22 protein-coding genes and 1 other RNA gene are annotated in these 21,550 nt (G+C 62.4%); 14 read left to right on the top strand and 9 right to left on the bottom strand.

Annotated elements, in window-relative coordinates:
- The first annotated feature begins 219 nt into the window (after nucleotides 1-219).
- The gene (locus ACQ7C1_RS28445; protein ID WP_097600444.1) at nucleotides 220-1,167 is read left to right on the top strand and encodes an AEC family transporter; all 948 of its coding nucleotides are present in this window, start codon (nucleotides 220-222) and stop codon (nucleotides 1,165-1,167) included.
- A gap of 72 nt (nucleotides 1,168-1,239) precedes the next feature.
- On the opposite strand, the gene ACQ7C1_RS28440 is transcribed toward ACQ7C1_RS28445, so the two are convergent.
- Complete coding sequence (locus tag ACQ7C1_RS28440; protein WP_085776528.1) at nucleotides 1,240-1,803, bottom strand: c-type cytochrome; 564 nt, start codon at nucleotides 1,801-1,803, stop codon at nucleotides 1,240-1,242.
- Nucleotides 1,804-1,956: 153 nt separating this feature from the next.
- Between ACQ7C1_RS28440 and ACQ7C1_RS28435 the strand changes: the two genes are divergently transcribed.
- The gene (locus ACQ7C1_RS28435) at nucleotides 1,957-2,712 is read left to right on the top strand and encodes a 3-deoxy-manno-octulosonate cytidylyltransferase (RefSeq protein WP_430960681.1); all 756 of its coding nucleotides are present in this window, start codon (nucleotides 1,957-1,959) and stop codon (nucleotides 2,710-2,712) included.
- A 10-nt stretch (nucleotides 2,713-2,722) separates the two neighbouring features.
- Nucleotides 2,723-3,577, top strand: coding sequence for a prephenate dehydratase (locus ACQ7C1_RS28430; protein ID WP_097600445.1), 855 nt, complete (start codon nucleotides 2,723-2,725; stop codon nucleotides 3,575-3,577).
- A gap of 19 nt (nucleotides 3,578-3,596) precedes the next feature.
- Here ACQ7C1_RS28430 and ACQ7C1_RS28425 read toward each other — a convergent pair whose 3' ends face one another.
- The 5 genes from ACQ7C1_RS28425 to ACQ7C1_RS28405 all read right to left on the bottom strand — a co-directional run bounded on the left by ACQ7C1_RS28425 (nucleotide 3,597) and on the right by ACQ7C1_RS28405 (nucleotide 6,566).
- Nucleotides 3,597-3,965, bottom strand: a complete 369-nt coding sequence (locus tag ACQ7C1_RS28425; RefSeq protein WP_085776525.1) for a VOC family protein — start codon at nucleotides 3,963-3,965, stop codon at nucleotides 3,597-3,599.
- Between the two features lie 130 nt (nucleotides 3,966-4,095).
- A complete protein-coding gene (locus tag ACQ7C1_RS28420; protein ID WP_430960680.1) occupies nucleotides 4,096-4,356 on the bottom strand; it encodes a hypothetical protein in 261 nt (86 codons plus the stop codon).
- Between the two features lie 143 nt (nucleotides 4,357-4,499).
- Nucleotides 4,500-5,195: a helix-turn-helix transcriptional regulator gene (locus ACQ7C1_RS28415; protein WP_085776523.1), complete on the bottom strand. Its 696-nt coding sequence runs from the start codon at nucleotides 5,193-5,195 to the stop codon at nucleotides 4,500-4,502.
- 4 nt (nucleotides 5,196-5,199) lie between these two features.
- A complete protein-coding gene (gene nudC / locus ACQ7C1_RS28410) occupies nucleotides 5,200-6,159 on the bottom strand; it encodes an NAD(+) diphosphatase (protein WP_085776522.1) in 960 nt (319 codons plus the stop codon).
- Nucleotides 6,156-6,566 carry an HIT domain-containing protein gene (locus ACQ7C1_RS28405; RefSeq protein ID WP_430960679.1) on the bottom strand — a complete coding sequence of 137 codons (411 nt, stop codon included), beginning with the start codon at nucleotides 6,564-6,566 and terminating at the stop codon, nucleotides 6,156-6,158. Before ACQ7C1_RS28405 ends, nudC begins: the two co-directional genes overlap by 4 nt.
- Before the next feature lie 89 nt (nucleotides 6,567-6,655).
- Between ACQ7C1_RS28405 and ffs the strand changes: the two genes are divergently transcribed.
- The 3 genes from ffs to ACQ7C1_RS28390 all read left to right on the top strand — a co-directional run bounded on the left by ffs (nucleotide 6,656) and on the right by ACQ7C1_RS28390 (nucleotide 9,009).
- Nucleotides 6,656-6,752: signal recognition particle sRNA small type (gene ffs, locus ACQ7C1_RS28400), an RNA gene on the top strand.
- 45 nt (nucleotides 6,753-6,797) lie between these two features.
- Entirely contained in the window at nucleotides 6,798-8,663 is a 1,866-nt protein-coding gene (locus tag ACQ7C1_RS28395) for a DNA polymerase III subunit gamma/tau (RefSeq protein WP_430960678.1), read from the top strand.
- Between the two features lie 22 nt (nucleotides 8,664-8,685).
- The gene (locus tag ACQ7C1_RS28390) at nucleotides 8,686-9,009 is read left to right on the top strand and encodes a YbaB/EbfC family nucleoid-associated protein (protein WP_085776519.1); all 324 of its coding nucleotides are present in this window, start codon (nucleotides 8,686-8,688) and stop codon (nucleotides 9,007-9,009) included.
- Nucleotides 9,010-9,099: 90 nt separating this feature from the next.
- Here the strand turns inward: ACQ7C1_RS28390 and ACQ7C1_RS28385 are convergent, their stop codons facing one another.
- On the bottom strand, nucleotides 9,100-9,711 hold the full coding sequence (locus ACQ7C1_RS28385; protein ID WP_430960677.1) for an MOSC domain-containing protein: 612 nt from the start codon (nucleotides 9,709-9,711) through the stop codon (nucleotides 9,100-9,102).
- A 57-nt stretch (nucleotides 9,712-9,768) separates the two neighbouring features.
- Here ACQ7C1_RS28385 and recR point away from each other — a divergent pair, with 57 nt between their 5' ends.
- Nucleotides 9,769-10,374: a recombination mediator RecR gene (recR, locus tag ACQ7C1_RS28380; RefSeq protein WP_430960676.1), complete on the top strand. Its 606-nt coding sequence runs from the start codon at nucleotides 9,769-9,771 to the stop codon at nucleotides 10,372-10,374.
- A 227-nt stretch (nucleotides 10,375-10,601) separates the two neighbouring features.
- Nucleotides 10,602-11,831, top strand: a complete 1,230-nt coding sequence (locus tag ACQ7C1_RS28375; protein ID WP_430960675.1) for a lytic murein transglycosylase — start codon at nucleotides 10,602-10,604, stop codon at nucleotides 11,829-11,831.
- Between the two features lie 6 nt (nucleotides 11,832-11,837).
- On the opposite strand, the gene ACQ7C1_RS28370 is transcribed toward ACQ7C1_RS28375, so the two are convergent.
- The gene (locus ACQ7C1_RS28370; RefSeq protein WP_430960674.1) at nucleotides 11,838-12,293 is read right to left on the bottom strand and encodes a GNAT family N-acetyltransferase; all 456 of its coding nucleotides are present in this window, start codon (nucleotides 12,291-12,293) and stop codon (nucleotides 11,838-11,840) included.
- 8 nt (nucleotides 12,294-12,301) lie between these two features.
- Complete coding sequence (locus ACQ7C1_RS28365) at nucleotides 12,302-13,981, bottom strand: MFS transporter (RefSeq protein WP_430960673.1); 1,680 nt, start codon at nucleotides 13,979-13,981, stop codon at nucleotides 12,302-12,304.
- 196 nt (nucleotides 13,982-14,177) lie between these two features.
- On the opposite strand from ACQ7C1_RS28365, the gene rimP reads away from it, so the two are divergent.
- The 6 genes from rimP to truB all read left to right on the top strand — a co-directional run bounded on the left by rimP (nucleotide 14,178) and on the right by truB (nucleotide 21,496).
- Nucleotides 14,178-14,783, top strand: coding sequence for a ribosome maturation factor RimP (gene rimP, locus ACQ7C1_RS28360; protein ID WP_430960672.1), 606 nt, complete (start codon nucleotides 14,178-14,180; stop codon nucleotides 14,781-14,783).
- A 60-nt stretch (nucleotides 14,784-14,843) separates the two neighbouring features.
- A complete protein-coding gene (gene nusA, locus ACQ7C1_RS28355; protein WP_064800221.1) occupies nucleotides 14,844-16,445 on the top strand; it encodes a transcription termination factor NusA in 1,602 nt (533 codons plus the stop codon).
- Complete coding sequence (locus ACQ7C1_RS28350; protein ID WP_430960670.1) at nucleotides 16,442-17,134, top strand: RNA-binding protein; 693 nt, start codon at nucleotides 16,442-16,444, stop codon at nucleotides 17,132-17,134. The genes nusA and ACQ7C1_RS28350 overlap by 4 nt, the downstream gene beginning before the upstream one ends.
- Nucleotides 17,135-17,236: 102 nt before the next feature.
- Entirely contained in the window at nucleotides 17,237-19,996 is a 2,760-nt protein-coding gene (gene infB, locus ACQ7C1_RS28345; protein ID WP_097600455.1) for a translation initiation factor IF-2, read from the top strand.
- Between the two features lie 150 nt (nucleotides 19,997-20,146).
- Nucleotides 20,147-20,551 carry a 30S ribosome-binding factor RbfA gene (rbfA, locus tag ACQ7C1_RS28340; protein ID WP_430960669.1) on the top strand — a complete coding sequence of 135 codons (405 nt, stop codon included), beginning with the start codon at nucleotides 20,147-20,149 and terminating at the stop codon, nucleotides 20,549-20,551.
- A gap of 12 nt (nucleotides 20,552-20,563) precedes the next feature.
- On the top strand, nucleotides 20,564-21,496 hold the full coding sequence (truB, locus tag ACQ7C1_RS28335) for a tRNA pseudouridine(55) synthase TruB (RefSeq protein WP_430960668.1): 933 nt from the start codon (nucleotides 20,564-20,566) through the stop codon (nucleotides 21,494-21,496).
- Nucleotides 21,497-21,550: the final 54 nt, after the last annotated feature.

The raw sequence follows: 21,550 nt of genomic DNA, 5'->3' as shown, positions 1-21,550 counted from the left end.
AAGCGGGCTGTGCCCGCTTTTTTTGCTTTGCGGAGAGCTCCGCGGCCGGATCGGGCGGCGCTTGCCTTTTGCTGATCGAGCGCCGTGCGTCAGTTCGGGCGCACAAAGAACGCTCTCACTCTTTAAATCTGCGCATCGGGCTTACCGAAAATCCATTCCGATTTTCGGACCGATGCTGTAGAGGTCGGATATTCCCCTCCCCGCAGAGCATCCCGCCTCATGTCAGCCATCATTCTCGACGTCCTTCCTATCTTCATCCTGATCCTCATAGGCTGGGTGATCGTTCGCAGCGGCCTGATGGCATCGAATGTCGGCGACGCGCTCAGCGAATTCGTCTTCAAGATCGCCGTGCCGCTTCTGCTCTTCCGCACCATCGCCGAAGCGGATTTCCACGGCGCCTCCCCTTTCCGGCTCTGGATCGTCTATTTCTCCGGCGTCGCCATCACCTGGACGGCCGGGCATATCGCCGCCACACGGCTTTTCGGCCGCGACGAACGGATTGGCGTACTTGCCGGGGTGTCCTCAGCCTTCGCCAACAACGTCTTCATCGGGCTGCCGCTCGTTCAGCGAACCATCGGCGACGAAGGGCTGGTGGCGTTGTCGATCCTGCTTGCCGTGCATCTGCCTGTCATGATGGTCGCCGGCACAGTGCTGATGGAGCACGCGGAGCGCAAGATCGCCGGCAAAAGCGACCGCAGCATGGTGTTCGTGCTTCGCCAGATCGCCATCAATCTCATACGCAATCCGTTGGTGATCGGTCTTGCGGCCGGCATGGCCATGCACCTTTCCGGCCTTACCATGACAGCGACGCTGGCGACGGTCGTCAATCAGATCGCCGGCATTGCCGGTCCGGCGGCGCTGATCTCGCTCGGCATGGCGCTGGAGAGATACGGCGTCTCCGGCAATTTCGGCATCGCCAGCGTCACCTCGAGCTTAAAACTGCTGCTGCTGCCCGGTTGCGTCTGGGCGGCGAGCCATCTCCTCGGCCTCAGCCCTGCATGGACGGCAGCGATCGTACTGACCTCATCGGTGCCGACCGGCGTCAACGCCTGGCTGATCGCCAACCGGTTCGGCGTCGGTCACAGCCTCGCCGCCTCGACGATCACGGTGACCACCGCGCTCGGCGCTATCACCGTCTCGCTCTGGGCCTATTTCCTCGGCGCCTGAGCGGGTCTCGGCATAATAAGAAAAGCCCGGCTTGCGAGCCGGGCTTTTCCATGAATGCGATCATCGTGCCGTTCACTGCGTGGCCGTTTTCGGATCCGGAAGCGGCACCGGCGAATCAGCGAGCGTGTGCAGGTAGAGGATGACGTTGGCGCGATCCTGATCCTTCGCCAGACCGGCGAAGCCCATCGCGGTGCCTGGAACGTCCTTCTTCGGCGCCAGCAGGAACTTGTTGAGGTTCTCGAAAGTCCACTTCTCGCTGCCGCCCTTGGAGAAATCCTTCATCGCAGCGGAATAGGCAAAGCCCTCATGCGAGGCGATCGGGCGATCTACGACACCGAAGAGGTTCGGACCGACCTTGTTCGGTCCGCCTTTGGTGCCGTCATGACAGGCCTGACACTTCTTGAAGATCGCTTCACCGGCCTTGGCATCTGCAGAAGCGAGCAACTGGGCGATCGGAACGGCAGCGGCCGGCGCAGCTTCACCGCCGGCGGCAGGCGCCTCTTCGGCAACGATCGCGAAACCTTCCTTCTCCGGCGCTTCGGAATGGAAGATCCCCTCGGACGCGATGGAGACCGACATCAGAACGAAAATCGTTCCGAGCAGTGCCCCCACGGCCGTATTGACGTATGAATTCATCTGCAATGCTCCCCTTGCAGCCGGCAGACCAGAACCGGACCATCTTGAAATCGCGCGGAACCTATGTCTTTTGACTGTTCGTTGCAACTGTCTAAATGGTCTTATGCGTGAGACTTTTTGACACTTTTCAGCCCGGAATAGAAGGCCCGAACCATGCGTGATTCAAATTTCGACGACGTGCTCGTATTGATCCCGGCACGGATGGCCTCCACCCGGCTTCCGGGCAAGCCGCTCGCGGATATTTGCGGACTGCCGATGATCGTGCAGGTGGCCATGCGCGCAAAAGAAGCCGAAATCGGCCGCGTCGTCGTCGCCGTCGACGATCCGCAAGTGTTCGATACGGTGGCCGCCGCCGGTTTCGAAGTCGTCATGACCAGCAAGGATCATCAATCCGGCTCGGACCGCATCTTCGAGGCGTTGAAGAAGGTTGATCCGGACGGCAAGGCGAAGTTCATCGTCAACGTCCAGGGCGACCTGCCGACGATCGAGCCGGAAACGGTGCGGGCGGCCTTGCGCCCCCTCGAGAACGAAGCAGTCGATATCGGCACGCTCACCATTGAAATCGACAACGAGGAGGACAAGACTGCGCCGCACATCGTCAAGGTCATTGGCTCGCCGATTTCTGACACCCGCCTGCGCGGCCTCTACTTCACGCGCGCGACGGCGCCCTACGGCAAGGGGCCGCTGTACCATCATATCGGTCTCTATGCCTATCGGCGCGCAGCGCTTGAACGGTTCGTGTCGCTCGGCCCGTCGACGCTTGAAAAGCGCGAATCGCTGGAGCAGTTGCGGGCACTGGAGGCCGGCATGCGCATAGATGCCGAGATCGTTGACACGGTTCCGCTCGGTGTCGATACTCCGGCCGACCTCGAAAAAGCGCAGCGCATCCTCTCTGCACGGCAGAACTGACGGGACTATCATGAACATCAAGACCAACAGGATCGCCTTCCAGGGCGAATTCGGCGCCAATTCCGACATGGCCTGCCGCGACATGTTTCCGACAATGGAGCCGCTGCCCTGCCAGACTTTCGAGGATGCCTTCACGGCGGTCGACAATGGCGACGCCGATATCGCAATGATCCCGATCGAGAATACCATTGCCGGACGCGTCGCCGACATCCATCATCTGCTGCCGGAATCGCGGCTGCATATCATCGGCGAATATTTCATGCCGATCCGCTTTCAGCTGATGGTTCTGCCCGGGGTCACCAAGGATGAGATCCGCACCGTCCACAGCCATATCCACGCCCTCGGACAGTGCCGCAAGATTGTGCGCGCTCACGGCTGGAAGCCTGTCATCGCCGGCGATACGGCCGGGGCGGCAAAACTCGTGAAGGAAACCGGCGATCGCTCGATGGCGGCGCTTGCTCCGCGCCTTGCCGCTGATCTCTATGGGCTGGAGATCGTCGCCGAGAATGTCGAGGATACGGAAAACAACGTCACCCGTTTCGTGATCCTGTCGCGCGATGAGGAATGGGCGCAACGCACTTCGGCTGAGGAAAAGGTCGTCACCACCTTCGTCTTCAACGTTCGCAACATTCCGGCTGCGCTCTACAAGGCGCTCGGCGGGTTTGCGACGAACAACATCAACATGACGAAGCTCGAAAGCTATCAGCTCGGCGGAAAATTCGTGGCGACGCAATTCTACGCCGATATCGAGGGCCATCCGAACGATCCGAACGTTCGCCGAGCATTGGAGGAGCTGCGTTTCTTCTCCGAAAAGGTGCGCATCCTCGGGGTCTACAAGGGGCATGTGATGCGAGGCCTGCTTTAACAGGCCCCGCGCTCTCTGATTATTTATCCGGCTCGCATACGCGGAGCCGATGCCCGTCCGGGTCGAGCACGACGAAGGTCGGGCCGAAATCGAGTTCAGTCAGTTCCTGGGCAATCGGCAGGCCACGCTGACGCCAGTCATCGTATTGCCTGGCGACGGCATTTTCTCCCGCCAGCATGAAGGCCACTTCGCCTCGATTGCCGATGGCCGAGGGCTGCGGCTCGACCTTGCTGCGCCGCCAGAGACCAAGGGTGAAGCCGCCATCGAGCGGGAAGGCGACGAAATTCGGCGCTTCGACGGCCGGCTCGCGGTTCAGGAGGTTCCGATAGAAGCTTGCGCTCTCTGCCGGATCCTTGACATAGAGAATTATCAGATTGGGGCTGGTCATTTCGGTTCTCCCGTTGCAGTAAGTTGGGTCGGCGTGATCTCCTGCTGCCAATTTATGGCAGCAGGAAACAAAAGGCGCTGCGAAGGCAACGCCCGTTCTCGGCGAGTGGATGAGTTGGACAATCAGATATTTAGAGCGGGAACCGGTCCTGGAGGCGCGGGTTGCGCCCATCCATGAAACCGAGGTCGCGCTTGCGGGAATCCGGTATGGCTTCGATATCGAGTTTCGAGCGGTTGCCCTCGGGGATCCGGAAAAAGCTCATAGCCAGGCGCAGTAGGCCGGAGCCTGCCGACTGCCGGACGTCGGCAAAGGTTTCGGCCGAAATGATATCGGCAAAGCTGTCGGAGGCAAAGCGATCGCCGGCCTGTTGAATGACTGGAGGCGTTACCATGATCAGTACTCCTTCCCAAGCGCATCGGCACGACGCGCTAAACCTGGATGTCCCAGCGTCCTTGCGCGTCCGAAGACGCGCGGCGCTGTAGTGAAGTGAGACTGATAATAGCTCTCCCTGCTGACAGTTTATGGCAGCAGCGTTCAGGTCTCCAGCGGCACGTCCTGCGTCTCGCGCCATTCCTTTAGGAGCGCTGTGCGGCGACGGGGATAACGCATCTCATGGACCGCCATATCAATGATGCGATCGGTGCGGAAATGGCGGAAATCCTGGCGCAGTTCGCACCAGGCCATGATGATGCGCACATGCTCGAAATAGCCGAGCGCGAAGGGCCAGACACGGCGACGGGAGATACGGCCCTGCTCGTCGCCGTAATGCAGTTCGAGCACGCGCTCCAGACGGATCGCCTTGCGGATAGCCGAAACATCGGCCCTGTCCTCGTCCTGGCGCTTGCGGCCGACGAAGAGTGTCGCCGAATCGACCATGTCACGCATGTCGGCCGGCAGCACGGCGACGATCTTGGCGAGCGCATCGGCGCCGGCGCCGGCAAGGCGCGGCTCGGCCGCACGGGCCACCCAGCGCGAACCGAGCACCAAGGCTTCCAGCTCTTCTTCGGAAAACATCATCGGCGGCAGCATGAAGCCGGGCTTCAGCACATAGCCGATGCCCGCTTCGCCTTCGATCATCGCGCCCTGGGCCTGCAGGCTGGCAATATCGCGATAGAGCGTGCGAAGGCTGACGCCGGTTTCCTGGGCAAGAACAGTTCCGGTCACCGGCCGCCGATAACGCCGAAGCGTCTGCAGCAGCGTCAGCAGCCGTTCCGAGCGGGCGACCGGCATGGTGTTACCGCTTCCACTCCGCCCAGTCGCGCATCAGGCGGTGGGCGATCGCCCCTTTCGGCGGAGAGGCCTTGCCCGTCGCACTCGGGCGTTCCAGCATCTCAATTGTTTCCTCGCGGGTGAACCAGCGGCAATCCTCGAGTTCCGTCTCGTCGCGCGTAATTTCGGTCGATTTGGCCTCAGCGTAACAGCCGATCATCAGCGAATGCGGCATCGGCCAGGGCTGCGAGGCATGATAGCGGATGCGGCCGGTGCGGATGCCCGATTCCTCCAGCGTTTCGCGGCGCACGGCATTCTCGATCGTCTCGCCAGGTTCGACGAAACCGGCAAGGCAGGAATACATACCGGGCGCAAAATGCGGGCTGCGGCCAAGCAGGCAGAGGCCGCGCTGCTCATCGATCGTCAGCATGATGACCACGGGGTCGGTTCGGGGGAAGATCATGTGTTCGCAGGCGGTGCAGACGCGCTTGTAGCCGCCGATATGGATTTCCATCGCCGCGCCGCAGCGGCCGCAAAAGCGGTTGTCGCCATTCCAGCGGATGAGGCTTGCGGCCTGAGCGAATTCGCCGAGCAAGACTTCGTCGATCAGCATCTCGCGAAACAGCGTGCGGCCGTCGGCCGGCTTGTATTGGCTGGCAAGGTCCTCGACGTCGATGCCGACGGGAACGGCAAGGCGCGGCTCGCCTGATTTGCGGTAGCCGAGCAGCACAGTCTCGTCCCAATTCGGCTGCAATTCCTGCAGTTCGTAACGGGCAAACAGCGGATCGAGCACCTGGCCGTCATGTTTCAGCACCAGCTTGTCCTGGGCGAATGCGAAGATATGGGTACCGTCCTTTGCCAGCGCCCTTTCGACGGAATGTTCGTCGCGGTGTTCGGAATCGCGATTGAGGTCGTTGGCGGCAAAGGCAGTGAGATTGCTGGGTTCCGGATGCGGCACATCCGAATCGAAAAGCGAATGGTTCATGATGAAAGGGCTTCCCGCAGCTTTGCTGTGAATTCGTCTCTCCTTGCGTCCTCGTAAGGCTCAGCGCGCCCGAAACCCCAGACGGGACCCGGCCAGTTGGCGTCGCCTTCGAAGCGGGCAACGACATGAACATGAAGCTGGCGGACGATATTGCCAAGAGCCCCTATGTTGATTTTTGTCGCGCCGGTGATGTCCTTCAAGGCCTTGGCGACAAGCTCCGTCTCGAAGGTGAGCAGCACCTGATCGAGCGGCGTCAACTCGAAGATTTCGGTAATTCCAGCCCGGCGCGGGACCAGAATGAGCCACGGCCAGCGGGCATCCTTGGATAATCTGAGATCACAGAGCCCGATGACCATGACGCTGACGCTGTCGTTTTCCAGCCGGGGGTCGAGCACAAAACCGTCCAAGGGACATTCCTCCTGTCTTTTCCTAGGACTAGCAGTTTTTTTGGATGTTGGCTTGCTTTTGATGACGATATTGCCGATATGTGCATCCGGGAGGTTGGTGGTGGACGAGCCACTCGCCAACCGGGTCAGGTCCGGAAGGAAGCAGCCCTAACGAGCCCGGCACGGGTCATCGTGCCAGCCTCCCACCTTCTCTCCACGAAATGCTCGACAATTCGGGCGACAAGCAGGGCGATGAGCGATACCGAGCGACAATCAAAAGATGCCGCCTCGACGGGCACCGGATACCGGGTGCTGGCTCGCAAATACCGCCCCAAGGATTTCACGGACCTGATGGTCGGCCAGGAGCCGATGGTCCGCACGCTCACCAACGCCTTCGAGACCGGCCGCATTGCCCAGGCCTATATGCTGACCGGCGTGCGCGGCGTCGGCAAGACGACGACGGCGCGCATCCTGGCGCGCGCGCTGAATTACAAGACGGCAGAAATCGACAAGCCGACGATCGACCTGCGCGTGCCCGGCGAACATTGCCAGGCGATCATGGAAGGCCGGCATGTCGACGTCATCGAAATGGATGCCGCCTCGCATACCGGCATCGACGATATAAGAGAGATCATAGAGCAGGTGCGATACCGGCCGGTTTCGGCGCGCTACAAGGTCTATATCATCGACGAAGTGCACATGCTGTCGACCCAGGCCTTCAACGGTCTGTTGAAGACGCTCGAAGAGCCGCCGGAGCATGTGAAGTTCATCTTCGCCACCACCGAAATCCGCAAGGTGCCGATCACCGTGCTGTCGCGCTGCCAGCGCTTCGACCTGCGTCGTATCAGCGCGTCGGATCTCGTCGGGCTGTTCACGACAATAGCGGCCAAGGAGGGCATCGAGGCGGAAGGCGACGCGCTGGCGATGATCGCGCGGGCTGCCGAAGGTTCTGCCCGCGATGGCCTGTCGCTGCTCGACCAGGCGATCGCCCACGGCGCGGGCGCCGTGCAGGCGGAAGCCGTGCGCGGCATGCTCGGCCTTGCCGACCGCGCCCGGATCGTCGATCTCTTTCAGCATATCGTCAAAGGCGATGTGGCCGGTGCACTCGGCGAGTTCCAGAGCCAGTATGAGGCCGGCGCCAATCCGGTGGTCGTGCTCACCGATCTGGCCGATTTCACCCATTTGGTAACGCGGCTGAAATATGTGCCGGATGCGGCAAACGACCCTTCTCTGAGCGAGATCGAGCGCACCAAGGCGGCAGAATTCGCTGGGGGTGTCGCGGTGACGACGCTGTCGCGCATCTGGCAGATGCTGCTGAAGGGCATTCCCGAAACGGAAGGCTCGTCGCGCACGGCGGGCGCCGCCGAGATGGTGCTGATCCGGCTCGCGCATGCGGCGCATCTGCCGGCGCCCGAGGATGCGGCGCGGCGGCTTGCGGAGTTTTCCGGCGACAACGCCGGCCAGCGCCCCTCCTCACCCTCCGGCAGTGGCGGCGGCAACGGGACGCGGGTTCCCTATCAGAGCAGCGTTGCCGCGCGCGCGCCTGAGCCAACACCACGGCCGCAGCCCTCGGGGCCGACCGCGATGCTGCGCGCCGTGCCCAATCCGGAGCCGCAGAATATCGGCCGTACCGAGGCCAAGGCCGCAGAGGCTCCGAAGCCGCTGGTGCGTGTCAATTCCATCGGCGATATCGTCGAGCTTGCGACCGAGAAGCGCGACGTCAAGCTGAAGGCACTGGTGCGCAACTTCGTGCGGCCAGTGCGTCTTGAGCCCGGCCGGCTTGATGTGAACCTCACCGAAGGCGCGCCGAATACGCTGCTCAATGAGCTCGCCGTCAAGCTCAAGGAATGGACTGGAATCCACTGGATCGTCAGCACCAGCCGCGAGGAAGGCGCGCCGACGATGGTGGAGGCGGAAGCCAGGGCGCAGGAACAGCGCGTCAGCGATGCGCGTCAGGATCCCGATGTCGCGGCGATCCTGGCGCATTTCCCCGGCGCCAAGATCATCGACGTGCGCGTGCGGGCGCCTGAACCGGAGGAGGAAGGCGAGTTGAAGCCGCCGGCTGCCGCCGAATCCGAGGAAGGCGACATCCTGCCCGGCGACGACATAGAATTTTGACGTTTCAACAAGGAGCGAGACGATGCGCGACATCATGGGCATGATGGGCAAAGTCAAGGAAATGCAGGCCAAGATGGAGCAGATGCAGGCGGAGATCGCCGAGCTCACCGCCGAAGGCAAGGCGGGCGGCGGACTCGTCACCGTCGTCATTTCAGGCAAGGGCGAACTGAAAAGCCTGAAGATCGACCCCTCGCTGTTCAAGGAAGACGACGTCGAGATCCTCGAGGACCTGATCGTTGCCGCTCACAAGGACGCCAAGGACAAGGCCGAGTCGCTCGCCGCCGAAAAGACCAAGGCGCTCACGGCCGGCCTGCCGATCCCGCCCGGCTTCAAGCTGCCGTTTTGATAGCAGGCAATTGGTCTTCCTTTTGACTGCAGTTCCGATAGCCGATGCTGCTATCGGGCCGACGATCCCCACAGAACGCCGTTCTTAACGCTACGCTTCTAGCGTCGCCCGTAGCTTATAGTGAATGGGAGCAGCGAGATATCGCGACCGGTCCGCCTCCGAAAGCCGTTGGCCGAATGTTTTCATAAGCTCCGGCATCGTCACCCTCTCTCCGGAAAAGGGATGATACTCGACCGTCACTCCGGCCTCGACCACGCCGCCTCTGACGACGCGGCAGTAAATGCCGGGGCGGGCGGCCACCGTATAGCGCTTGACAAATTTCGGATCGGCCATCCTGGCCGCAAAGGTGGCGCAGGGAATGCGGCAGGCGGTGGCCTCAAGAATAAGATCGCCTGCTATGAAGCGGTCGCCGACGGCGACGTCGCGGTTGTCGAGGCCTGAGATTACCATGTTTTCGCCAAAGGTGCCGGGTTCATGCGGCCGGCCAAGCTCCCTGCTCCACCAGTCGAGCGTCAGCGATCCCTCGACATAAACCGCCTGATCGACACCGCCATGATGCTTGCGGTTGCAGATGGCATCGCCGACCAGCCCTTCGGCATCGATCATCACGGCGCCGTTGACGGCATGTTTGAAAATACCGGTCTTGTAGCTCTTGCCGGCCAGCTTTTCCGCATTGCCGATGCACAGCGCCAGGATTTTCATGGGACGGCCGATCCTTCCGCGATTCCGTTTTCGTTGCATATCAGTTAAGAACGGCGCATGGCAAAACGAGTCACCGGCCCCGAAATCGAAAAACTCATCCAGCTTCTGGCGAAGGTGCCGGGCCTCGGGCCGCGCTCGGCGCGCCGGGCAGCACTGCATCTGATCAAGAAGAAGGACCAGTTGCTCGGGCCACTGTCGAACGCGATGGGCGAAGCCTATGACAAGGTGAAGATCTGCTCGCGCTGCGGCAATGTCGATACAACAGACCCTTGCACCGTCTGCACCGATACGCAGCGCGATCAATCCGTCATCATCGTCGTCGAGGACGTTTCGGACCTCTGGGCGCTGGAGCGGGCCGGCGCGATCAACGCCGCCTATCACGTGCTTGGCGGCACGCTGTCGCCGCTCGACGGGATCGGGCCCGACGATCTCAATATCCGCGGACTGATCGACCGGATCGGCGAAGGCGGCATCCGCGAGCTGATCATCGCGGTCAATGCGACCGTCGAGGGGCAGACGACGGCGCATTACATTACCGACCAGTTGCAGGGGCTCGACGTGAAGATTACGCGATTGGCGCATGGCGTGCCTGTGGGCGGCGAGCTCGACTATCTCGATGAGGGCACGCTCGCGGCCGCGCTGCGGGCACGGACGGTGATATGAGGGGTTTATATATGCCGCACCATACCCCCCTCTGCCCTGCCGGGCATCTCCCCCACAAGGGGGGAGATCGGCAAGAGGCGCAGGCCTCCCGAAATCTCGGTCATGTGCCCAGCGGCTTCGGCCATTTGTGGCCGTCGATTAGGGCGAGAAGACGCTCCTATCCGATCTCCCCCCCTGTGGGGGAGATGTCCGGCAGGACAGAGGGGGGTGTTCTACGACGGCTGCGGATGTTCGCATTCACGATAATGACGACCCTCCTGCCCTTCCCTTCATACGCAGCCCCTTCCAAAGCCGATGTCGAGGCACAATTCCAAAAATGGGTGCAGAGCGACCTCTGGCCCGAGGCGAAGGCCGGCGGTGTTTCCGAGAAGACCTTCAGGGCCGCCTTCTCGGGCATCTCGCTGAATTGGAATCTGCCGGATCTCGCCCCGCCCGGTTTCCCGCCGCCGAAGGAGCAGAAGCAGACGCAGGCGGAATTTTCCTCGCCCGGTCCCTATTTCAACGAAGACCGGCTGAAGAAGCTCGCAGCGACAGGGCGCGGCTTTGCGGCGCAGTATGGCTCGACGCTGAAACGGATCGAAAAGACTTATGGCGTGCCGGGCTCGATCGTGCTTGCCATCTGGGGCCGCGAGACCGGCTTCGGGGCAGCGAAGATCCCGGAATCGGCGATCGAAGTGCTGGCGACCAAGGCCTTCATGTCGACGCGCAAGGAGATGTTCCGGACCGAGCTGGTGGCGGCACTGCATATTCTCGACGGCGGCGACGTCACGCCTGCCGACTTCAAGGGCTCGTGGGCCGGGGCGCTCGGACAGCCGCAATTCATGCCGACGAGTTATCTGAAATATGCCGTGGATTTCGACGGCGACGGCCACCGCAACATCTGGACCTCGGTGCCGGATACGCTCGCCTCGATCGCCAACTATCTGGTCAAGAAGGGCTGGCAGCGCGATCGCGACTGGGGCTTCGAGGTGTCGATACCCGAAGCGGTCTCCTGCGCGCAGGAGGGGCCTGATCTGGCAAAGCCGCTTTCGCACTGGGCCTCGCTCGGTATCGAGCGCATCTCCGGCAAGGCCTTTCCCTCAGGTGAGATGAAGGCTCAAGGGATGATGCTGGTGCCGGCCGGCCGCGACGGCCCGGAATTCATTGTCACGCCGAATTTCTACATCATCAAGGAGTATAACAACTCTGACCTTTACGCGCTTTATATCGGCAATCTCGCCGACCGCATCGCCTCGAACGGCGGCGCCTTCGAGGGCCAGTGGGGCGATGTCGGCAAGATGCTGCGTTCGGATGTGGCCGCCATGCAGAAGGCGCTGGAGCAGCAAGGTTATGACGTCGGCGGCACCGACGGACTGCCGGGCTACAAGACGCGGCGCTCGATCGGCCAGTGGCAGGCAAAGAACGGCATGAAGCCGACATGCTTTCCCGAAGCCGGCATGAAGGGCAAGCTGAAGTAGCCGGATTCACAGGTTGCGTTTCAGCCCTTCATGGCTGACGACGAAACCGAGCTTCTCGTAGAAGCGGATCGAGTCTTTCCGTGTCTTGTCCGATGTCAGCTGCACGAGACCGCAGCCGCGCTCGACGCATTGGGCGACCGCCCATTCGATGAATTGCGCGCCGAGCCCCGCTCCGCGACACTCTCTTGCGATACGCACGCTTTCGATCTGCCCGCGCCACATACCCGTCCGGGAGAGGCCGGGAAGAAAGCTCAGCTGCAGGCAGCCGACGACCTGGTCGGAGGCGTCGGTTACGACAGCCAGCAACTGGTTGGCGTCCGCTTCGATCGCCGCAAAGGCCGAGAGATAACGCGCATCGACCGGATCGGAGACGATTTCCCTGGCGGCGCCGAGATCGTCATCGGCGAGAAGCCGGACGATAGTGGCGAGATCGGATAGGCGGGCGAGCCTGAAACTGTACATGGCTGCTCTCAATGATGCAGATCGATCGGCGCCTTGTGGAAGACATCGTCGCCTGGCGGGATGGCCTGGCGCTCGATCATGCGGTGGACATGGGGCGGGCCTTCGCCGCGATGAAGCGCGCGCAGCCGGTCGATGTTTTCGGCATCGGCTTGGGTGCGCCGTTGGTTGTGTCTGATGTACTCGACCCAGGTCGGCGTATGGTAGCTTTCCGTCCAGAGGCCAGGATTTTCGAGATCGCGCATCAGCGCCCAATGCCGGGCGCCGTCGCGGATGCGGATGCGGCGGCGCTCGCCCATCAGCGCCATGAATTCCGCCAGATCGTCGTCGGCGATCTCGTAATCGACCTGAATGACGATCGGGCCGCTGCGCGGGGTGATGTCGAGGCTTAAGGCCGGCGCGGTGAAGCGGTTCAGCGGATCGAGATTGAGCGAGGCGAAGGCCGGCATCGAAAACCGCAGCCCGATCGCAATGCCGAGCAGCAGTACGACCGACGCCATCAGCAGCGCATCGGCGACCCCATAGCGGTCCGCCGCAACACCCCAGAGCCAACTGCCACCGGCAATGCCGCCGAAGGTGACGGTCTGATAGAGCGACAGCGCGCGCCCGACCACCCAGCGCGGCGTCGACAGTTGGACGATGGTGTTGAAGAGCGAAAGTGCGGAGACCCAGCAGGCGCCCGAAATGAGCAGCCCGGCTGATGTGAGGACGGCGCTCGGACTGATGGCGGCGATGACGGCGCTCAGCGCAAAGCCGGCAAAGGCGAGGCGGACGATCGTCTCGCTGGACAGCGCCTGGCGAATTCTTGCACTCAGCACCGCACCGCCGATCGCGCCAATACCGAAGGCGCCGAGCATGAAGCCATAGGTCAGCGGACCGCCGGCGACGAGATCGAGCGCCACGATCGGCAGCAGCGCCAGGATGGAGCTGGCGCCGACACCGAATATAAGGCCCCTGACCAGAACCTTTTCGAGATTGGGCGACATCGAGACGTAGCGCAAGCCGGCAAAGATCGCGCTGCCGAGCGCCTCACGCGGCAGAGTCGAGACCGGTGTGCTCGGCCGCCAGCGCAGCAAAGCGTAGATCAATGGGAGGTAACTCAGGGTGTTGACCGCGAACGCCGCGGCAGCACCCGCCGCCGCCACGATGGCGCCGCCGATCGCCGGGCCGACGCTGCGGGTGATATTAAAGCCCATGCTGTTCAGCGTGACGGCGCCCGGCAGATCGGCGCGCGGCACCATGTCGCCGACCGAGGCCTGCCAGGAGGGATTGTTGAGCGCCGTGCCGCAGCCGATCAGGAAGGTGAAGAAGAGCAGCAGCCAGGGCGTTATCCAGCCGAGAAGGGCTGATGCGGTCAGCAGCGCCGACACCACGAGCATCATGCACTGCGCCGTCAGCATGACCCGGCGTCGGTCGTAATTATCGGCGAGCGCGCCCGATACCAGGGAAAACAGCATGATCGGCAGCGCCGTCGAGGTCTGAACCAACGCGACCATATCCTCCGAAGCGGTGATGGTCGTCATCATCCAGGCAGCACCCACCGCCTGGATCAGGCCGCCGAAATTCGAGGAAAGGCTGGCAAACCAGATGGCCCGATAGGTATCGTGCCGCAAGGGCGCCAATGTCGCTGAGGTGTAGGCCACGATTTCTCCCGCTTTTGTTTTTGAGACCCCCCGGCAATATATGCGCAAGACCTTCGCTGGCCATAGGCTCGTTCGCCTTGCCGGAAGCGATTTGGCGGAATCGGTCGCAGACCTTGCAATTTCGGAAAAACCCGACTATATGGCTCTCAAATTCTTGATCGCTTGATGAAGAGTGGGCCGCAAGGACCCGCTCTTTTTTATTAGCTCGATCGCCCGAACAGCTTGAAATTGCGAGGAGCGCCGCTTGTCGGACATGACAAACGCAGACAACGAACTTGAGCCGCGGCTGATTACCGAAACCGGGCTCGACCAGCGTCTTGCCGATATCATCGAACCCGTTCTCGTCGGCATGGGTTTCCGGCTCATCCGCGTGCGCATGCTGAACCAGAACGGCGCGACGATGCAGGTGATGGCCGAACGCAATGACGGCACGATGACGGTTCAGGACTGCGAAGAAGTCTCGATGGCGATTTCTCCCGTCCTCGATGTGGAAGATCCGATCGATAAAGAGTATCATCTTGAGGTGTCTTCGCCCGGCATCGACCGTCCGATGGTGCGGAAATCCGATTTCGTCCGCTGGCAGGGCCACCTTGTAAAGTGCGAAACGTCGATCATGATCGGCAACCGCAAACGCTTCCGCGGCAAGATCGTCGAAGCAGACGCCGATGGATTCACGCTCGAGCGTGACCAGGTCGCCTATGGGGAAGAGCAGAAGGCCATCATTCCCTTCACGGCGCTTAGCGATGCGAAGCTCATTCTGACCGACGATCTGATCCGCGATGCGTTGCGCGCCGACAAGCTGGCGAAAGCGCAGGCCGCCAACCAGAACGAAGCAGACGACCAGGAATAACCGATCAACAGACCGCTCCCAGGGACGGGAACCCTGGAGTAAAGACGGAGAAACAAGACAATGGCAGTCAGTGCGAACCGGCTCGAACTTCTGCAGATCGCAGATGCAGTGGCGCGCGAAAAAGTCATCGACCGGGAGATCGTGCTTGCCGCAATGGCCGATGCCATCCAGAAGGCGGCGCGCTCCCGTTACGGCACCGAATCCAACATCCGGGCCGACATCAATCCCAAGACCGGTGAAATCCGTCTGCAGCGCCTGCTCGAAGTGGTCGACAAGGCCGAGGATTATTCGACGCAGATCCCGCTGGAGCTTGCCCGCGACCGCAATCCGGACGCAGCCCTCGGCGATTTCATCGCCGATCCGCTGCCGCCGATGGACTTCGGCCGCATCGCAGCACAATCCGCCAAGCAGGTGATCGTGCAGAAGGTGCGTGAAGCCGAGCGTGACCGCCAGTTCGACGAATTCAAGGATCGCGTCGGCGAAATCGTCAACGGCACCGTCAAGCGCGTCGAATACGGCAACGTCATCGTCGATCTCGGCCGTGGTGAAGGCATCATCCGCCGCGACGAAATGATCCCGCGCGAGAACGTGCGCTATGGCGATCGCGTCCGTGCATACGTATATGATGTTCGTCGGGAGCAGCGTGGTCCGCAGATTTTCCTGTCGCGCACGCATCCGCAGTTCATGGTGAAGCTCTTCACCATGGAAGTGCCTGAGATCTACGACGGCATCATCCAGGTGAAGTCGGTCGCCCGTGATCCGGGCTCGCGCGCCAAGATCGCGGTGATTTCGAACGACAGTTCGATCGATCCGGTCGGCGCCTGCGTCGGTATGCGCGGCTCGCGCGTTCAGGCCGTCGTCGGCGAACTCCAGGGTGAGAAAATCGACATCATCCCCTGGAGCCAGGACCCGGCGACCTTCGTGGTCAACGCCCTGCAGCCGGCGGAAGTGGCCAAGGTCGTTCTCGACGAGGACGCCGAGCGCATCGAAGTCGTCGTTCCCGACGAGCAGCTATCGCTTGCGATCGGCCGCCGCGGCCAGAACGTCCGCCTTGCTTCGCAGCTGACCGGCTGGGATATCGACATCATGACGGAAGCCGAGGAATCGGAACGCCGTCAGAAGGAATTCAACGAGCGCACCAACCTGTTCATGGATTCGCTCGACGTTGACGAAATGGTCGGCCAGGTTCTGGCGTCCGAAGGCTTCGCCGCCGTCGAAGAACTGGCCTATGTCGATCTCGACGAGATTTCCTCGATCGACGGTTTCGACGAAGAGACCGCGCAGGAAATTCAGCAGCGCGCCCGCGAATTCCTCGAGCGTCTCGAAGCCGAGATGGACGAGAAGCGCAAGGCGCTCGGCGTTGAGGACGAGCTGCGCCAGATCGACGGCATGACCGCCCAGATGATGGTGGCGCTCGGCGAGGACGGCATCAAGACGATCGAGGATTTCGCCGGTTGTGCGGCCGATGATCTCGTCGGCTGGAGCGAACGCAAGAACGGCGAAACGAAGAAGTTCGAAGGCCTGTTCTCGAAGTTCGACGTCTCGCGTGTCGAGGCCGAGCAAATGATCGTCCAGGCCCGCCTCGCGGCTGGCTGGATCACCGAAGAGGACCTGGCGAAGGGGACCGAAGAAGAGGTCACCGAAGCCGAACAGGAAGCATGATGACCGCGCATGAGCCGAACGTTCTTCCCGAGGACGACGATCTTGCAGGGTATGACGTGAACGGACGCATGTGCATCGTGACGCGCGAAAGCAGATCGCCAGAAGAGCTGATCCGCTTCGTCGCGGCTCCCGACGGAACCGTCGTCGCCGACCTGAAGCGCGAGCTTCCGGGACGCGGCTGCTGGGTGAAGGCCGACCGGTCGCTGGTCGACAGGGCGGTGGCGAAAAAGCTGTTCGCCCGGGCGCTGAAAGCGGAAGTGAAAGCGGCGGACGATCTCGGCGCAAGCGTCGACCGGCTGCTGGCTGCGCAATTGATGCAGATGATGAACATGGCGCGCAAGGCCGGCCAGTTCGTCAGCGGCGCCTCGAAAGTGGATGCCGCGGTCAGAAGTGGAGCAGCCCTTGCGGTGTTCCACGCAACTGACGCAGCGGATGATGGAGTGCGAAAAATCGACCAGGCCCGCAAGGCCTGGCACCTCGGAATGGAGACCGAGGAGGAGATACCTTCCTACCGTTTCTTCTCGGAGAGCGAAATGGAAGGCCTGATGGGCCAGAATGCTTTTATCCATGCCGCAGTGCTTGCAGGGCAGGCGGGTGAGGGTGTAGTGAAGCGCGCAAAGATGCTCGAACAGTACCGTATTGGCGGTCAGTCCCGGGCAGCGGGCGGCGCTGGCCGGCAAAAACAATGAGGCGGTCACCGGCATCGGCCGGTTTCATTCTCATTGATCGACACTATTTGAACGACAGGGTCTGATCTAGTCATCGCTCCCTGTCCGAAGGAACGGGAACGAATGACCGATAGTAACGACGACAAGACACTCAGCGTAACGGGCAAGAAGACGCTCACCCTGAAACCATCGGGGATGAGCCAGGGTACCGTTCGCCAGGATATGGGTCGGGGTCGCACCAAGGCGGTCGTGGTCGAGACCCGCAAGCGGCGCCCGATGCGCCCGGAAGACGAAAAGCCGATCACGCCTGCGGCCCCCGCAGCCCCGGTTCGCGCAGCCGAACCGGCGCCGGCACCTGCTCAGGCGCGTCCGCAGCAGTCGACGCCGGCACCCCGGATTCATCAGCCCGGTGGCGGCCAAGCCAACCAGCGTCCGCAGCAGTCCTATCAGCAGCCGCGTCCGAACGATCGCCCGCGCCCTGTCGTGCTGAACCATCTGTCGCCTGAGGAAATGGATGCGCGCCGCCGTGCGCTCGCCGAATCCCAGGCGCGTGACGCCCAGGATGCGATCCGCCGCGCCGAGGAAGAAAAACGCCGCGCCGCCGAAGAGGCTGTCCGCAAGGCAGCCGAAGCGGAGGATGCCGCACGCAGGGCGGCCGAAGAGGCAGCCCGGCAGGCCGAAGCGGCCGCTGCTGCTGCCGCCGAACCGGCAGCCGCTGCAGCCGCGCCGGCTCCGGCAGTGACCGAAGCCCGTCCGAGCACGCCGCGGCCGGCATCATCGGCTCCGGCTGCCCGCCGGCCTGATGGCGCAGCGCCCGCTGGCGCCCGTCCGACCCCCGGCGCCGCCACACCGGTCGGCGCCCGTGGCCGCCGCGATGATGATGGCGACGACGATCGGGGCGCCGCGCGCGGCGGTCCGGCCCGTGGCCGCATCGTCCGTCCGGAACCCGCAAAGCCGGTAACCACGCGTCCGAAGACGGATGACGAGCGCCGCCGCGGCAAGCTGACGATCACCACTGCCGATGTGGACGGCGAGGACGCCGGCCGCAGCCGTTCGCTTTCGGCGATGCGCCGCCGGCAGGAGAAGTTCCGCCGCAGCCAGATGCAGGAGACTCGCGAGAAGATTTCCCGCGAAGTCGTCCTGCCTGAGACCATCACCATTCAGGAACTGTCGCAGCGCATGTCCGAACGCGCCGTCGACGTCATCAAGTACCTGATGAAAGAAGGCCAGATGATGAAGCCGGGCGACGTCATCGACGCCGACCTTGCCGAACTCATCGCCGGCGAATTCGGCCATACCGTCAAGCGTGTCTCTGAATCCGACGTCGAACTCGGCATCTTTGACATCGCCGACGTTGAAGGCGACCGCGTTTCGCGTCCGCCGGTCGTCACCATCATGGGCCACGTCGACCACGGCAAGACCTCGCTGCTCGACGCCATCCGCCATGCCAACGTGGTTGCCGGCGAAGCCGGCGGCATCACGCAGCATATCGGCGCCTATCAGGTGGAGCAGAACGGCCAGAAGATCACCTTCATCGACACCCCCGGCCACGCCGCCTTCACGGCGATGCGTGCCCGCGGAGCGCAGGCGACCGACATCGCGATCCTCGTCGTGGCAGCTGACGACAGCGTCATGCCGCAGACGATCGAATCGATCAATCACGCCAAGGCAGCCGGTGTTCCGATCATCGTGGCGATCAACAAGATCGACAAGCACGAAGCCGATCCGCAGAAGGTGCGCAACCAGCTTCTGCAGCACGAAGTCTTCGTGGAATCGATGGGCGGCGAAACACTTGACGTCGAAGTGTCGGCCAAAACAGGCAAGAACCTCGACAAGCTGCTCGAGGCCGTTCTGCTGCAGGCGGAAATCCTTGACCTCAAGGCCAATCCGAACCGCACCGCGGAAGGCACCGTCATCGAAGCCCAGCTCGACCGCGGCCGCGGCTCGGTTGCCACGGTTCTCGTTCAGAACGGTACGCTGAAGCCGGGCCAGATCATCGTCGCAGGCGACGTCTGGGGCCGTGTGCGCGCCCTCGTCAACGACAAGGGCGAGCATATGAAGGAAGCACCGCCGGCGATGCCCGTCGAAGTGCTTGGCCTTTCCGGCACGCCGCAGGCGGGTGACAAGTTCGCCGTGGTCGAGAGCGAAAGCCGCGCCCGCGAAATCTCGGAATACCGCCAGCGTCTTGCCCGCGACAAGGCGGCCGCCCGCCAGTCGGGACAGCGCGGTTCGCTGGAACAGATGATGACGCAGATGCAGAGCACCGGCATCAAGGAGTTCCCGCTCGTCATCAAGGGCGACGTGCAGGGTTCGATCGAAGCGATTGCCGGCGCGCTGGAAAAGCTCGGAACCGACGAGGTCCGTGCCCGCATCGTCCATTCGGGCGCAGGCGGCATCACGGAGTCGGATATTTCGCTCGCCGAAGCCTCGAACGCGGCCATCATCGGCTTCAACGTTCGCGCCAATGCGCAGGCGCGCCAGTTCGCCGAACGCCAGGGCATCGAGATCCGCTACTACAACATCATCTACGACCTCGTGGATGACGTGAAGGCAGCGATGTCGGGCCTGCTGTCGCCGGAGCGGCGCGAGACCTTCATCGGCAATGCCGAGATCCTGGAGGTGTTCAACATCACCAAGGTCGGCAAGGTCGCAGGCTGCCGTGTCGTCGAAGGCAAGGTCGAGCGCGGGGCGGGCGTCCGCCTTATCCGCAACGACGTCGTCGTTCACGAAGGCAAGCTCAAGACCCTCAAGCGCTTCAAGGACGAAGTCTCCGAAGTGCCGATGGGCCAGGAGTGCGGCATGGCCTTCGAAAACTACGAAGACATGCGCGTCGGCGACGTCATCGAGTGCTTCCGCGTCGAACATATCACGCGCACGCTCTAATCCTCTGCGTTCCAGCAGCTTGACAAAAGCCATCCGCTCTCCGGCGGGTGGCTTTTCTACCTGCCGGCTTGACCTTTTCAGCCAAAAGAGTCATGGACGCTCTCCTTTGACGGGTTCGATTCCCAGCCGCATCGGCAAACAGAGATAACAATGACCAGACCAACATCCTCCGCGCCTTCGCAGCGCATGCTGCGCGTTGGCGAACAGGTCCGCGCCGCGATTACCCAGGTGCTGCAGCGCGGCGAAGTGCGTGACGACATCATCGAGGCGACCGTGATTTCGATCTCCGAAGTGCGCATGTCGCCGGATCTCAAGATCGCCACGGCTTATGTGACGCCGCTCGGCGTTTCCGACCACAGCATCGTCATCGAGGCGTTGAACCGCCATGCGAAGTTCATCCGCGGCCGGCTCGGGCCGCAACTTCGGCAGATGAAATACATGCCGGAGGTGCGCTTCCGCGACGACACCAGCTTCGACAATTACAAGAAGATCGACGAGCTCTTGCGTTCGCCTGAGGTGAGCCGCGACCTCGACGGCGATAACGACGAAAAATAACAGAAGAGACTGATGTCCAAACCACGCAAACCCAAGGGCCGGCCGATTTCCGGCTGGCTGATTCTCGACAAGCCGGTGGATTTCGGCTCGACGGAAGCCGTTTCCAAGATCAAGTGGCTCTACAAGGCGCAGAAGGCCGGCCATGCCGGCACGCTCGATCCGCTCGCCTCCGGCATGCTGCCGATCGCGCTCGGCGACGCGACCAAGACGGTTCCCTATGTAATGGACGGCCGCAAGATCTATGAATTCACGGTGAGCTGGGGAGAGGAGCGCGCGACCGACGACCTCGAAGGCGAGGTCACGCAGACATCCGACAAGCGTCCGACCGAACAGCAGATCCGCGACATCCTGCCAAAATATATCGGCACGATCAGCCAGGTCCCGCCGCAGTTTTCCGCCATCAAGATAGCGGGTGAACGCGCATACGACCTGGCGCGCGAAGGGGAAGCCGTCGAGATCCCCTCGCGCGAGGTGGAAATCTTCCGGCTGACCCTGCTTGCCTGCCCGGACGCCAATACCGCGCATTTCGAAGTGGAATGCGGCAAGGGCACCTATGTCAGGGCGCTCGCCCGCGATTTCGGCCGCGAGCTCAGCTGCTACGGCCATATATCAGGGCTGCGGCGCACCTTTGTCGCGCCCTTTTCGGAAGACGCCATGGTGCCGCTCGCAAACCTCGTGGCACTCGAAGCGATCGAGGATATGGACGAGCGGCTTGCCGCCCTCGACGCGCTGCTGATCGACACCTGCGAAGCATTGTCGGCCCTGCCCCATCTCGTCATCAACGACGACCAGGCGCACCGGCTGAAGATGGGCAATCCGATCCTGGTGCGCGGTCGCGATGCACCGATTACCGAGAGCGAAGCCTATGCGACGGCACGCGGCAGGCTGATCGCGATCGGCGAAATCGGCCAGGGCGAGTTTCGACCGAAGCGAGTTTTCGCCTGAGTCGGCACCACTGACGATTGTCAGGCGGTAGCGATGCGATATCTTCCTTTCGGG

This window comes from Rhizobium sp. Nf11,1 (assembly GCF_050587665.1).
Lineage (GTDB): Bacteria > Pseudomonadota > Alphaproteobacteria > Rhizobiales > Rhizobiaceae > Rhizobium.
This window is presented reverse-complemented; position numbering and strand designations above follow the sequence as displayed.